Consider the following 13,457-nt stretch of genomic DNA (forward strand, 5'->3'; position numbering starts at 1 on the left):
TGATCATTATGGGGGGAAGTTACGGGCGGATTTCGATCATCGTGCCGTCCGGTACCAGACCCCAGACTTCACGCATGTCCATGTTGCGCATGGCGATGCAGCCATCGGTCCAGTCCAGCGTGTGGAACAAGTCTTCCGGATTGTCTTCGGTGTCCGGGGTACCGTGGATCATGATCATGCCGCCAGGCTCGACGCCTTCGCGCCGGGCGCGGGCGGAGTCGCTGATGTTGGGGTAGGAGATGTGCATCGCCAGGTTGAAACGTTCGCTGGTCTTGCGCCAGTCCAGCCAGTAAAGGCCTTCGGGGGTGCGTTTATCACCTTCCATCAGTTTTGGGCCGATGGGGCGTTTGCCCAGGGAAATGCGATAGGTCTTGAACGGCTTGCCGTCGTTGATCAACTGCAACTGATGGGCAGATTTGAGGACCAGAACTTTTTCGATGACTTTGCCGTCCGGGGCGGCCGCGACGGAAGCCTGGGAGACTGCGACGAACGATAAGCAAAACAGGGCAAGCAACCAGCGCATTGAAACGATATCCCTAAGAGGTGTCGCGACTATTTTATTTATAGATGGTTTTTTACTAACAAGTGCTTAGATGATGGCAGGCTGAGCGAGTGGCGGGATCGATTCGGACCGCACGGGGTAGACCTCGGTCCGCCGGTCAGCGAAGAAGCATTCTAATGTACGGCCGACCGTGCGGAAAGCCAGTTCGCCCCAAGGAATGTCGGCCTCTTCGAACAGCTGCACTTCCAGGCTCTCGGGGCCTGCGCGAAAATTCAGATCCACAAGCTCGGCGCGAAAGAACACATGCACCTGACTGATGTGCGGCACATCGATCAGCGTATAGATGCTCAGGTTGCGTACCCGGGCGCAAGCTTCTTCGGCGGTCTCGCGAATGGCGGCCTGTTCGATGGTCTCACCATTTTCCATGAAACCGGCGGGCAGGGTCCAATAACCGAGCCGTGGCTCGATGGCGCGACGGCACAGCAATATCTTCGAACCCCAGGTCGGCACGCAACCGGCGACGATATTGGGGTTCTGGTAATGAATGGTATGACAGCTGTCGCAGACAAAACGCAGGCGCGAATCGCCTTCGGGAATGCGCTGGGTTACCGGGTTGCCGCATTGACTGCAATATTTCATGCTTGGGTTCCTGAATGCTGCGCCTATCTTGGCGTGCAGCGGTGTCGGTCGGCAAGTTGTCGTTTCGCGACATGAGGCTTTTCGGGGGTTGGGCGGCCGGTGCGATTGGTGCATGATGCAGGGTAAGGCACAGATCGAGAAGACTCATGCTGGACGAGCTACTGCACCGGGTAAGCAATCACACACCGCGTACGCTGGAAACCGACCGACGTTTCCCCGAAGCCGCGGTATTGGTGCCCATCACGCGCAGTGACGAACCTGAACTGGTCCTGACCCTTCGCGCCAGCGGGCTCTCGACCCATGGCGGTGAAGTCGCTTTTCCCGGCGGTCGACGCGACCCTGAAGACCCTGATCTGATCTTTACCGCTCTGCGCGAGGCCGAAGAAGAAATCGGCCTGCCGCCGGGGCTGGTTGAAGTGATCGGCCCGCTGAGCCCACTGATTTCCCTGCACGGCATCAAGGTCACGCCCTATGTCGGCGTGATTCCGGATTTCGTCGAATACCTGGCCAACGATGCCGAGATCGCCGCAGTGTTCAGCGTGCCCCTGGAATTCTTCCGCAAGGACCCGCGCGAGCACACCCACCGCATCGACTATCAGGGCCACAGTTGGTATGTGCCGAGCTATCGTTATGGCGAGTACAAGATCTGGGGGTTGACGGCGATCATGATCGTCGAGTTGATCAACCTGCTCTATGACGCGAAAATCAGCCTGCATCAACCACCCAAGAGTTTTATCAACACCTGAAGCCATCGCTCGTATGGCGTGAATCCTGCTTTTCGCTAGTGAGCCAGCCTGGTCGTGAGGACAACAAGATGAAATACCGCCTGGGCGACGCCCGCGTCGAGACCCACCCGCAGAGCTGGGTCGCACCCAATGCCGTGCTGGTGGGCAAGGTCAAACTGGAAGAGGGCGCCAACGTCTGGTTCAACGCCGTGTTGCGTGGCGACAACGAATTGATCCTGATCGGCAAGAACAGCAACGTGCAGGACGGCACCGTGATGCACACCGACATGGGCTATCCGCTGACCATCGGTACCGGCGTGACCATCGGTCACAATGCCATGCTCCACGGCTGCACGGTGGGCGATTACAGTCTGATCGGCATCAACGCAGTGATCCTCAACGGCGCGAAAATCGGCAAGAACTGCATCATCGGCGCCAACTCGCTGATCGGTGAAGGCAAGGAGATTCCGGACGGCTCGCTGGTCATGGGCTCGCCGGGCAAGGTGGTACGCGAACTGACCGAGCCGCAGAAGAAGATGCTCGAAGCCAGCGCCGCGCACTATGTGCACAACTCGCAGCGTTATGTCCGCGATCTGGTCGAGCAGGAACAATGAGCACACCTGAACGTGAGCGACCGGTCCCGTCGCCGTGCGTGAACATTTGTGCGCTGGATGAAGATGACATTTGCACCGGGTGTCAACGCACGGTGGAAGAGATCACCCGCTGGAGCCGGATGGACAACGAGGAACGGCGCAAGGTGTTGGGGTTGTGTCATGAGCGGGCGAAATCGAGTGGGCTGATCTGGATGTTGCCTTCCAAATCCGATTCCTGATTTTTTGTGGTAGCGCGGCTTTTGTGGCGAAGGGGCTTGCCCCCGTTGCGTTGCGAAGCGGCGCTAAACCTGCGACTTCATTCTTTCAGGCGTACGGCGTTTGCTGATTTCACGACTGCTGCGCAGCCGAACGGGGGCAAGCCCCCTCGCCACAGGTTATCTGTGCGCTGAAGATGAAGTACCCTGTGCACAAAATTGACAGGTATCTCCCGTCCATGCTCTTCCTGATCGCCTACATCAGCAGTGTCGTGCTGATCAATTACGCTTTTTCCACCGCCCCGCACCTGGACATCATCTGGTCGGCCTGGGGTGGTCTGGTGTTCGTGCTGCGCGACATGGTGCAAACCCGCTTCGGCCATGGCGCGATCGCGGCGATGCTGGTGGCGCTGGGGCTGTCTTACGTTACCTCCGATCCCTCAATTGCTCTCGCCAGTGCCACGGCGTTCGCCGTGTCCGAGTGCATCGACTGGCTGGTGTTCAGCCTCACCAAGCGCCCGTTGCACGATCGCCTGTGGATAAGTTCGGCCCTGAGCATCCCGCTGGACACCTTCATCTTCTTCGGCATGATCGATGCGCTCACACCGGGCGTGATCTTCACTGCGCTGGGTTCGAAGTTCGCGGGCGTCACCGTGGTCTGGTTGGCCATGGCATGGCGCCTGCGCAAACAGGCTGTCGTCAGCTGAAGCCAAACCCTCAGGTTCATGTAAAATGCCGCGCTTTCTCCCCATGGGAAGCGCGCTTCCCTCGATGATCCGCTCCTTTGAGGACCTGAGATGACCCGTATCGGAACTCCATTGTCGCCAACCGCGACCCGCGTATTGATGTGTGGCTGTGGTGAGTTGGGCAAGGAAGTGGTGATCGAGCTGCAACGCCTGGGCGTTGAAGTGATTGCCGTGGATCGCTACGCCAATGCGCCGGCCATGCAAGTCGCCCATCGCAGCCATGTGATCAATATGCTCGACGGTGCCGCCCTGCGTGCGGTGATCGAAGCCGAGAAACCGCACTTCATCGTGCCGGAAATCGAAGCCATCGCCACCGCGACCCTGGTGGAGCTGGAGTCCGAAGGCTTCACCGTGATCCCGACTGCCCGCGCCGCACAGTTGACCATGAACCGCGAAGGCATCCGTCGCCTGGCCGCTGAAGAGCTGGACCTGCCGACATCGCCGTACCACTTCGCCGACACCTTCGAGGACTACCGTAAGGCAGTCGAAGACCTGGGCTTCCCGTGCGTGGTCAAACCGGTCATGAGTTCCTCGGGCAAGGGCCAGAGCCTGCTGCGCAGCGTCGATGACGTGCAGAAAGCCTGGGATTACGCTCAAGAAGGCGGGCGCGCCGGTAAAGGCCGCGTGATCATCGAAGGCTTCATCGACTTCGACTACGAAATCACTCTGCTGACTGTGCGTCACGTCGGCGGCACTACGTTCTGTGCGCCTGTCGGTCACCGTCAGGAGAAGGGCGACTACCAGGAATCCTGGCAGCCACAAGCCATGAGCCCGGTTGCTTTGGCCGAATCCGAGCGCGTCGCCAAAGCGGTCACCGAAGCCTTGGGCGGTCGTGGCCTGTTTGGCGTCGAGTTGTTCATCAAGGGTGATCAGGTGTGGTTCAGCGAAGTCTCGCCGCGCCCGCATGACACCGGTCTGGTGACCCTGATTTCCCAGGACCTGTCGCAGTTCGCACTGCACGCACGGGCGATCCTGGGCCTGCCGATTCCACTGATCCGTCAGTTCGGCCCATCGGCGTCGGCGGTGATTCTGGTGGAAGGGCAGTCGACTCAGACCGCTTTCGCCAACCTGGGTGCAGCGTTGAGCGAGCCGGATACTGCGTTGCGTCTGTTCGGCAAGCCTGAAGTCAATGGCCAGCGGCGGATGGGGGTTGCGTTGGCTCGCGACGAGTCTATCGAAGCTGCTCGTGCAAAAGCGACCCGTGCTGCTCAGGCTGTTGTAGTCGAGCTGTAAACCGAGGCGCGGCATTCGCGGGCAAGCCTCGCTCCTACAGGGATCACGTCAAGACGCAAGTGCGTTCGACAAATGACCCGTAGGAGCGAGGCTTGCCCGCGAAGCTTTTGGCTTCAGGCAACCCGATTCAAATCGTTATTGCGTGTCTCCTTCAGGCACAGCACTGCGATTAAGCTTAGTACTGCCGCCCCCGACACATACCCGCCGACATAACTCAAACCACCCATCGCCACCAGTTTCTGTGCAAAGAACGGTGCCGCCGAGGCGCCGACAATACCGCCCAGGTTGTAAGCCGCCGATGCGCCGGTATAGCGCACGTGGGTCGGAAACAGCTCCGGCAGCAGCGCGCCCATCGGCGCAAACGTCACGCCCATCAGAAACAGTTCTATGCACAGGAACAACGCCACGCCCCAGGTCGAGCCATGGGTCAGCAGCGGTTCCATCAAGAATCCGGACAGAATCGCCAGCACGCCGCCGATGATCAGCACCGGCTTACGCCCGAAACGGTCGCTGGCCCAGGCCGACAGCGGTGTTGCGGCCGCCATGAACAGCACCGCGAAACACAGCAGGGCGAGAAAGGTTTCCCGGGTGTAGCCAAGCGTCGACACACCGTAACTCAGCGAAAACACTGTCGAGATGTAAAACAGTGCATAGCACACCACCATCGACCCGGCGCCCAGCAGCATCGGTGCCCAGTATTGGCTGAACAGCTCGACCAGCGGAATCTTCACCCGCTCCTGGCGAGCCACGGCGTTGGCGAACACCGGGGTTTCGTGGAGCTTGAGGCGTACGTACAAGCCGACCATCACCAGCGCGGCACTGAGCAGGAACGGAATCCGCCAGCCCCACGAACGGAATTGCTCGTCGTTCAGGCTCATGGCCAGGGTCAGGAACAGGCCGTTGGCCGCCAGAAATCCGATCGATGGGCCGAGTTGCGGAAACATGCCGAACCAGGCGCGCTTGCCTTTGGGTGCGTTCTCCGTGGCCAGCAATGCGGCGCCGCCCCATTCGCCGCCCAGTCCCAGGCCTTGGCCGAAGCGCAGCACGCAAAGCAGGATCGGCGCCCAGGCGCCAATGCTGTCGTAACCCGGCAGTACGCCGATCAGCGTGGTGCACACGCCCATCAGCAGCAAGGACGCAACCAGTGTCGATTTGCGTCCGATGCGGTCACCAAAATGGCCGAACAACGCCGAACCCAGCGGCCGCGCAAGGAAAGCGATGCCGAAGGTGAGGAATGCCGACAGCATCTGCGCGGTGCCGGAGGTTTGTGGAAAGAACACCGGGCCGATCACCAATGCTGCGGCGGTGGCATAGACGTAGAAGTCGTAGAACTCGATGGCCGTGCCGATGAAACTCGCGGTAGCCACGCGGGTGGCGGAGTTCGTCGGTTGGGCAGGCGCGGTGTCGCTGAACGTTGTGCTGGTCGTCATGTCGTTATCCCTGACAGTCATGTGCCCCAGTGGAGCGAATTATTATGGTCGAATACCCAGGGATGTGGGTTGAGGATCGGTCGCTGTTCAAGGTAGGAACAGTCGCCGCAGTGGTACGGATGGTGTCGAAGATCTGGCCGGAACCTGCTGCATGCGGGGTAAGCATGTGGTTCGGTGGGAGGCTTGGGTAAGCCGGCTCGATTATAGGAAGGTGGCTAACTATCGAACAAGAGGGGCGGTTGTTTTAACCCGTTAACGGATAAACGCAGGCGCTGAGCTGGTATGCCAGATCAGCACGCGCGTGACGCGATTTTCTTCAGTCTCCAGAATCTCCAGCCGGTATCGTCCGATCTTCAGGCACACCGCGCTGTCCGGAATTGTCTCCAGCGCCTCGGTCACCAGGCCGTTGAGGGTTTTCGGACCATCGCTGGGCAAATGCCAGCCGAGGCTCTTGTTCAGTTCGCGGATGGACGCTGCGCCATCAATCACCAGTCGGCCATCGGCCTGCGGGTGAATGTGCGGGTTATCCAGGCTGTGCTGGCTTTCGAACTCTCCGACGATTTCTTCGAGAATATCTTCCAGGGTCACGATACCCAGTACTTCCCCGTACTCGTCGACCACCATGCCCAAGCGCCGCTGCTGCTTGTGGAAATTCAGCAATTGCAGTTGCAACGGTGTGCTTTCCGGCACGAAGTACGGTTCGTGACTGGCCGCCAGCAGCGCTTCCACAGTCAGGCTTGAATCCGGCAACAAGTGACGGATCTGCCGGGTGTTGAGCACCGCTTCGACCTGGTTGATGTCGCTGTGGAATACCGGCAGGCGGGTGCGCCTGTTGTGGCGCAGTTGCTCGATGATTTCTTCGAGGGGGTCGTCCAGGTTGATCCCGTCGACGTCGCTGCGTGGCACCAGAATATCGTTGACCGTGATGTTATCCAGTGCGTGGATGCCTGACAGTGGGCGATAAGCCGCATGTTCGTGATCGTCGTGCCGATCTGCCGGTGCCTCGTCTTCGCTTTGCTGCACCACGTTGATTTTGCGGGCGAATGGCCGCATCAGCAGTTGGCTGATGCCATTGAGTAGCCATGCGGCGGGATAGACGATTTTCAGCGGTATGCCGAGCAGTGTGTTGCCCAAGGCCAGGACGGCATCCGGGTGGCGGGCGGCGAGGGCGCGTGGCAGGTAGTCGGCGAACACCAGCAACATTGCGCCAGCACCGAGGCAGGCAATCCAGGGGCCGTTTTGCGCCCAGGTGAAAATCGCCAGCAAGGTGCTGATGACCACCACCAGCGCGCGGCACAAGGTGTTGCAGAGGATCAGGCTGTTGAGCGGGAAGCTCAGCTTGGCCACGGGTTTGTCGCTGGAGCGCGAGGCCGTGCGTTGGGCCAGTAATTGCTGTTGCGCAACTTCGATGGCGGTAAACAGCCCCGACCATAAAATCAGCAGGGCCAGCACCGCGAGCATCGGTCCTATGGGCAAGTCGTCCATTAATGCCGCCCGTCAGATGTGCAGAATGTATTCGCGGACCAGCTTGCTGCCGAAATACGCCAGCATCAGCAGGCAGAAACCGGCAAGGGTCCAGCGGATGGCTTTGTGTCCGCGCCAGCCGAGACGGTTGCGCCCCCAGAGCAGCACGCTGAACACGATCCAGGCCAGGCACGCCAGCAGGGTTTTATGCACCAGGTGCTGGGCGAACAGGTTCTCGACGAACAGCCAGCCGGAAATCAGCGACAACGACAGCAGGCTCCAGCCGGCCCAGAGGAAACCGAATAGCAGGCTTTCCATGGTTTGCAGCGGCGGGAAGTTCTTGATCAGCCCGGACGGATGCTTGTGCTTGAGCTGATGGTCCTGAACCAGCAGCAGCAAGGCCTGGAACACCGCGATGGTGAACATGCCGTAAGCGAGGATCGACAAGAGAATGTGGGCGAGAATGCCTGGCTCTTCGTCGATGACCTGCACCGTGCCGGCGGGGGCGAACTGTGCCAGCAACACTGTTGCGGCGCCCAGCGGGAACAGCAATACAAGCAGGTTTTCCACTGGAATCCGTGAGCAGGCCAGCAGGGTCAGGGCGATGACCGCTGCGGCAATCAGGCTGGCGGCGCTGAAAAAGTCCAGGGCCAGGCCGACCGGAGTCAGCAGATAGCTGATCAGGCTGGCGCTGTGGGCCAGCACGGCCAGTACGCCGAGCGTGACCAGCAGGCGTTTGTTCGCCTTGGCACCGGTGGCCAGGCGAGTGCCTTGATAGAAGGTCGCAGCGGCATATAAGCAGGCGGCGGCGAGGGTGGTAAGCAAGCTGGGTGACAAGGGGAGCATAAATCCTGTTAGGCAGGCCCGAAAGGCGTTGAGTTTGGCATAGAACCCATACGGCACGAAAGACCATACAAGCTGACGGCGAGGTGTCCGCCAGACGCAGTCTTCGCTATAATCCGCGACCTGCCCACGCCGCAGGCTCGCCGAGCACATGTTGATTCCGGTCTGGGCCGCCATTATCCCGGTCTACACAGGGCCTGAAAGGATCGCGCAATGTTTGAAAACTTAACCGACCGTCTCTCACAGACGCTGCGCCATGTCACCGGCAAGGCCAAGCTGACCGAAGACAACATCAAAGACACCCTGCGTGAAGTGCGCATGGCGTTGCTCGAAGCCGACGTCGCCTTGCCGGTGGTCAAAGACTTCGTCAATTCGGTCAAGGAACGCGCTGTCGGCACCGAGGTGTCGCGCAGCCTGACGCCGGGCCAGGCCTTCGTGAAGATCGTCCAGGCCGAACTCGAAAGCCTGATGGGCGCGGCCAACGAAGATTTGAACCTGAGCGCCGTTCCACCGGCCGTGGTTCTGATGGCCGGTTTGCAGGGTGCGGGTAAAACCACCACCGCCGGCAAACTGGCGCGCTTCCTTAAAGAGCGCAAGAAGAAGTCGGTCATGGTCGTGTCCGCGGACGTTTACCGTCCGGCGGCGATCAAGCAGCTGGAAACCCTGGCCAACGACATCGGCGTGACGTTCTTCCCGTCCGACCTGAGCCAGAAGCCGGTTGACATCGCTCAAGCGGCTATTAAAGAAGCCAAGCTGAAATTCATCGACGTGGTCATCGTCGACACCGCCGGTCGTTTGCACATCGACGAAGAGATGATGGGCGAGATCAAGGCGCTGCACGCCGCGATCAATCCGGTCGAAACCCTGTTCGTGGTCGATGCCATGACCGGCCAGGACGCCGCCAACACGGCCAAGGCCTTCGGTGATGCATTGCCGCTGACCGGTGTGATCCTGACCAAGGTCGACGGTGATGCCCGTGGCGGTGCCGCACTGTCGGTACGTGCCATTACCGGCAAGCCGATCAAGTTCATCGGTATGGGCGAGAAGAGCGAAGCGCTCGAACCGTTCCACCCTGAGCGTATCGCATCGCGCATCCTCGGCATGGGCGACGTGCTCAGCCTGATCGAACAGGCCGAAGCGACCCTCGACAAGGACAAGGCCGACAAGCTGGCCAAGAAGCTGAAGAAGGGCAAGGGCTTCGACCTCGAAGACTTCCGCGATCAGCTGCAACAGATGAAGAACATGGGCGGTCTCGGCGGCCTCATGGACAAACTGCCGAATATCGGTGGTGTGAACCTGGCGCAGATGGGCAATGCCCAGGGTGCGGCAGAGAAGCAATTCAAGCAGATGGAAGCCATCATCAATTCCATGACCCCGGCCGAGCGCCGCGACCCTGAGCTGATCAGTGGTTCGCGCAAGCGCCGGATCGCCATGGGTTCCGGCACCCAGGTGCAGGACATCGGTCGCTTGATCAAGCAGCACAAGCAGATGCAGAAGATGATGAAGAAATTCTCCGCGAAAGGCGGAATGGCCAAAATGATGCGCGGCATGGGCGGTATGTTGCCCGGCGGCGGCATGCCCAAGATGTAAAGAATTCGCGCAGGAGCTTGCTCCTGCGCCGACCCACACGGACGTGGGATCTCCAGCAAACCCGCACTTGGCGGGAGCTGACTGGCCATCTTCAACGATGGCTCTATAGCAAATCTGGATGGCACGCCGATAGGCGCCGGAAAAAGACATTTGCAAAAGTCCGGATATTCCTTAGAATATGCGGCCTTTCGGGCACCTATGCCCGCTGTGCATTTAGATTTGCAGCACCGACTACAGGAACGATGTTCACATGCTAACAATCCGTCTTGCCCTTGGCGGCTCCAAAAAGCGCCCGTTTTACCACTTGACCGTAACCGACAGCCGCAACCCGCGTGACGGTTCGCACAAGGAACAGGTTGGTTTCTTCAACCCTGTTGCTCGTGGTCAAGAAGTTCGTCTGTCCGTGAACCAAGAGCGCGTAGCCTACTGGCTGAGCGTTGGTGCACAGCCTTCTGAGCGCGTTGCTCAGTTGTTGAAGGAATCTGCTAAGGCTGCGGCCTGAGCAATATGAACGCGACGCCAGCTGTTGCTGATGATTTGATCGTTATCGGCAAGATTTATTCTGTTCACGGCGTTCGCGGCGAAGTGAAGGTGTATTCCTTTACTGATCCGATTAAAAACCTGTTGGACTACAAAACCTGGACGCTCAGGCGCGAAGGCAACGTAAAACAGGTCGAGCTGGTCAGCGGACGCGGGAACGACAAGTTCCTGGTCGCAAAGCTCAAGGGTCTTGATGATCGTGAAGAAGCTCGTCTTCTGGCTGGTTATGAGATCTGCGTGCCGCGCAACCTGTTCCCTGAATTGACCGATGGCGAGTACTACTGGTACCAGCTGGAAGGTCTGAAGGTTATCGATACTCACGGGCAATTGTTCGGGAAAATCGATCATCTTCTGGAAACCGGCGCCAATGATGTAATGGTGGTCAAGCCTTGCGCTGGCAGCCTGGATGATCGCGAACGCCTGTTGCCGTATACCGAGCAATGCGTGTTGGCCGTCGATCTGGCAGCGGGCGAGATGAAGGTGGAATGGGATGCGGACTTCTAAACGTGGCTAACCTGCGCGTAGAAGTGATCAGTTTGTTTCCCGAGATGTTCTCCGCCATCAGCGAGTACGGCATCACCAGTCGGGCGGTGAAACAGGGGTTGTTGCAGCTTACCTGTTGGAATCCGCGAGACTACACGACGGATCGACATCACACTGTGGATGATCGCCCATTTGGCGGTGGTCCGGGCATGGTGATGAAGATCAAGCCCCTGGAAGATGCTCTGGTTCAGGCCAAGGCAGCAGCCGGGGAGGCGGCGAAGGTAATTTACCTGTCCCCCCAAGGCCGTCAACTGACACAGTCGGCGGTACGCGAGTTGGCGAATCTGGATGCATTGATCCTGATTGCCGGCCGCTATGAAGGCATTGACGAGCGTTTTATTGATGCTCATGTCGATGAAGAGTGGTCGATTGGCGACTATGTACTGTCTGGCGGCGAGCTGCCGGCGATGGTCCTGATCGATGCGGTTACACGACTGCTGCCTGGAGCTTTAGGGCATGCGGACTCCGCTGAGGAAGATTCCTTTACGGATGGTTTGCTGGATTGCCCGCACTACACCCGACCGGAGGTGTATGCGGATCAGCGTGTTCCCGACGTATTGCTAAGTGGCAATCACGCGCACATCCGGCGTTGGCGTTTACAGCAGTCCCTTGGTCGGACCTATGAACGACGCGCCGATCTTCTGGAAAGCCGCTCGCTTTCTGGAGAAGAGAAGAAGCTGCTCGAGGAATACATCCGCGAGCGGGACGATAGTTAACAACGTATCGATGGTAGATCCGACGATTTACCTTAGGAGCACAGCATGACTAACAAAATCATCCTTGCACTCGAAGCAGAGCAGATGACTAAAGAGATCCCTACCTTTGCCCCGGGCGACACCATTGTCGTTCAGGTGAAAGTGAAGGAAGGCGATCGTTCGCGTCTGCAAGCGTTCGAAGGCGTAGTTATCGCCAAGCGTAACCGCGGCGTAAACAGTGCTTTCACCGTTCGTAAAATCTCCAACGGTGTTGGTGTAGAGCGTACTTTCCAGACCTACAGCCCGCAAATCGACAGCATGGCTGTCAAGCGTCGCGGTGATGTACGTAAGGCCAAGCTGTACTACCTGCGTGACCTGTCCGGTAAAGCAGCTCGCATCAAGGAAAAACTGGCTTAAGTCCAGCTTCCGATGCCGAAAGGCCGGCCTGCTCAGGTTGGCTTTTCAAGAAAATGCCTCGTATCGAAAGATGCGGGGCATTTTTCGTTATGGCTGCATATATAAAAAACTGCGGCGCTCTTTCTGTAGCTGCTGCCGAAGGCTGCGTCTGGCTGTAGCAGTTGTCGAGCTCCAGCGAGGCTGCGTCCGGCTGCGAAGCAGTCGTGAATCCGGCTAATGCGGTCTGTCTGGCGTGCAGTAATCTCTGATTATGCGACTGCTGCGTCCGAGCGCAGGCTTCGCCAGCTGCTACGGATTGCGTTACGGCTTAACTTGGTCGTATTAGTCGCACAAAAGAAAACGCCCCGAACCAGTCGGGGCGTTTGCTTTAAGTGTTGCGGCTTTTTGGGCTTGGGCGCTTAGCGCTTCAGCGAAGCTGGCAGGTGTGGCTGGATCGCTGTCAGTACTGCCTTGAAGCACTTGGTGTTGCCGGCAACGACGTGACCTTTCTCCAGGAAGTCGTGACCGCCGGTGAAGTCGCTCACCAAGCCGCCGGCTTCCTGGATCAACAGGGCGCCTGCAGCCATATCCCACTCGGACAGGCCTGACTCCCAGAAGGCGTCGAAGCGGCCGGCGGCCACGTAGGCCAGGTCGAGGCTTGCCGAGCCGGCGCGGCGGATGCCGGCGGTCTGGCCAACCAGGGCGCGGAACATGCCCAGGTAGTTGTCGAGGTTGTCCATCTGGTCGTCACGGAACGGGAAGCCGGTACCCAGCAGGGCGCCGTCCAGGCTGGTACGGCCGCTAACGCGCAGGCGACGACCGTTCAGTTGAGCGCCGCGACCACGGCTGGCGGTGAATTCTTCCTGGCGAACCGGGTCCAGAACAACAGCGTGTTCCAGGCGGCCGCGGTATTTGCAGGCGATGCTGACAGCGAAGTGAGGAATGCCGCGCAGGAAGTTGGTGGTGCCGTCCAGTGGGTCGATGATCCACAGGTATTCTTCGCCTTCGATGCCGGTGCCGGCGTGCAGGCCGGTTTCTTCACCCATGATCGAGTGATTCGGGTAGGCCTTGCGCAGTGCGTCGATGATTTTCTGTTCGGCGGCGCGATCCACCTCGGATACATAATCCTTGGCGTCTTTTTCGTCGACCTTGATGGTATCCAGGCGCTCGATGGAGCGGAAGATCAATTCACTGGCGCTGCGGGCGGCGCGCAGCGCGATATTCAGCATGGGCTGCATGGATGTGTCACCTAAGGTTGTTAAAGAAAGCCGGGCATTCTATCAGAAAGTTTCTACAGGAGAAG

Annotated in this window: 16 protein-coding genes; 10 read left to right on the forward strand and 6 right to left on the reverse strand. The window is 59.2% G+C overall.

The window, feature by feature from the left end; genetic code table 11:
* Positions 1 to 19: 19 nt before the first annotated feature.
* Complete coding sequence (locus AC1DQM_RS16240; RefSeq protein WP_064620154.1) at positions 20 to 523, reverse strand: L,D-transpeptidase family protein; 504 nt, start codon at positions 521 to 523, stop codon at positions 20 to 22.
* Between the two features lie 66 nt (positions 524 to 589).
* Positions 590 to 1,141, reverse strand: a complete 552-nt coding sequence (locus AC1DQM_RS16245) for an NUDIX hydrolase (RefSeq protein ID WP_477746498.1) — start codon at positions 1,139 to 1,141, stop codon at positions 590 to 592.
* A gap of 146 nt (positions 1,142 to 1,287) precedes the next feature.
* Here AC1DQM_RS16245 and AC1DQM_RS16250 point away from each other — a divergent pair, with 146 nt between their 5' ends.
* The 5 genes from AC1DQM_RS16250 to purT all read left to right on the forward strand — a co-directional run bounded on the left by AC1DQM_RS16250 (position 1,288) and on the right by purT (position 4,653).
* On the forward strand, positions 1,288 to 1,887 hold the full coding sequence (locus tag AC1DQM_RS16250; protein ID WP_018927081.1) for a CoA pyrophosphatase: 600 nt from the start codon (positions 1,288 to 1,290) through the stop codon (positions 1,885 to 1,887).
* 68 nt (positions 1,888 to 1,955) lie between these two features.
* Positions 1,956 to 2,480, forward strand: coding sequence for a gamma carbonic anhydrase family protein (locus AC1DQM_RS16255; RefSeq protein WP_477746499.1), 525 nt, complete (start codon positions 1,956 to 1,958; stop codon positions 2,478 to 2,480).
* Entirely contained in the window at positions 2,477 to 2,698 is a 222-nt protein-coding gene (locus tag AC1DQM_RS16260; RefSeq protein ID WP_018927080.1) for a DUF1289 domain-containing protein, read from the forward strand. The genes AC1DQM_RS16255 and AC1DQM_RS16260 overlap by 4 nt, the downstream gene beginning before the upstream one ends.
* Positions 2,699 to 2,913: 215 nt before the next feature.
* A complete protein-coding gene (locus tag AC1DQM_RS16265; RefSeq protein WP_018927079.1) occupies positions 2,914 to 3,381 on the forward strand; it encodes a VUT family protein in 468 nt (155 codons plus the stop codon).
* Positions 3,382 to 3,471: 90 nt separating this feature from the next.
* Positions 3,472 to 4,653: a formate-dependent phosphoribosylglycinamide formyltransferase gene (gene purT / locus AC1DQM_RS16270; RefSeq protein ID WP_018927078.1), complete on the forward strand. Its 1,182-nt coding sequence runs from the start codon at positions 3,472 to 3,474 to the stop codon at positions 4,651 to 4,653.
* A gap of 113 nt (positions 4,654 to 4,766) precedes the next feature.
* Here the strand turns inward: purT and AC1DQM_RS16275 are convergent, their stop codons facing one another.
* The 3 genes from AC1DQM_RS16275 to AC1DQM_RS16285 form a co-directional block, all read right to left on the reverse strand.
* Positions 4,767 to 6,083, reverse strand: coding sequence for an MFS transporter (locus AC1DQM_RS16275; protein ID WP_019581065.1), 1,317 nt, complete (start codon positions 6,081 to 6,083; stop codon positions 4,767 to 4,769).
* Positions 6,084 to 6,335: 252 nt separating this feature from the next.
* On the reverse strand, positions 6,336 to 7,568 hold the full coding sequence (locus tag AC1DQM_RS16280) for a transporter associated domain-containing protein (RefSeq protein WP_111454303.1): 1,233 nt from the start codon (positions 7,566 to 7,568) through the stop codon (positions 6,336 to 6,338).
* Positions 7,569 to 7,580: 12 nt separating this feature from the next.
* Positions 7,581 to 8,393 (reverse strand): cytochrome C assembly family protein, encoded by an 813-nt coding sequence (locus AC1DQM_RS16285; protein WP_018927074.1) that lies wholly within the window; start codon positions 8,391 to 8,393, stop codon positions 7,581 to 7,583.
* A 210-nt stretch (positions 8,394 to 8,603) separates the two neighbouring features.
* Here AC1DQM_RS16285 and ffh point away from each other — a divergent pair, with 210 nt between their 5' ends.
* The 5 genes from ffh to rplS all read left to right on the forward strand — a co-directional run bounded on the left by ffh (position 8,604) and on the right by rplS (position 12,175).
* The gene (ffh, locus tag AC1DQM_RS16290) at positions 8,604 to 9,980 is read left to right on the forward strand and encodes a signal recognition particle protein (protein WP_007941401.1); all 1,377 of its coding nucleotides are present in this window, start codon (positions 8,604 to 8,606) and stop codon (positions 9,978 to 9,980) included.
* 250 nt (positions 9,981 to 10,230) lie between these two features.
* Entirely contained in the window at positions 10,231 to 10,482 is a 252-nt protein-coding gene (rpsP, locus tag AC1DQM_RS16295; RefSeq protein ID WP_003198088.1) for a 30S ribosomal protein S16, read from the forward strand.
* 5 nt (positions 10,483 to 10,487) lie between these two features.
* The gene (gene rimM, locus AC1DQM_RS16300) at positions 10,488 to 11,024 is read left to right on the forward strand and encodes a ribosome maturation factor RimM (protein ID WP_019581061.1); all 537 of its coding nucleotides are present in this window, start codon (positions 10,488 to 10,490) and stop codon (positions 11,022 to 11,024) included.
* Entirely contained in the window at positions 11,006 to 11,779 is a 774-nt protein-coding gene (gene trmD / locus AC1DQM_RS16305) for a tRNA (guanosine(37)-N1)-methyltransferase TrmD (protein ID WP_172901170.1), read from the forward strand. Before rimM ends, trmD begins: the two co-directional genes overlap by 19 nt.
* A 45-nt stretch (positions 11,780 to 11,824) precedes the next feature.
* A complete protein-coding gene (rplS, locus tag AC1DQM_RS16310; RefSeq protein WP_003175895.1) occupies positions 11,825 to 12,175 on the forward strand; it encodes a 50S ribosomal protein L19 in 351 nt (116 codons plus the stop codon).
* 398 nt (positions 12,176 to 12,573) lie between these two features.
* Here rplS and suhB read toward each other — a convergent pair whose 3' ends face one another.
* A complete protein-coding gene (gene suhB / locus AC1DQM_RS16315; protein ID WP_007941397.1) occupies positions 12,574 to 13,392 on the reverse strand; it encodes a type III secretion system regulator SuhB in 819 nt (272 codons plus the stop codon).
* Between the last annotated feature and the right edge of the window lie 65 nt (positions 13,393 to 13,457).

It is taken from the genome of Pseudomonas sp. 01L34 (assembly GCF_056400265.1).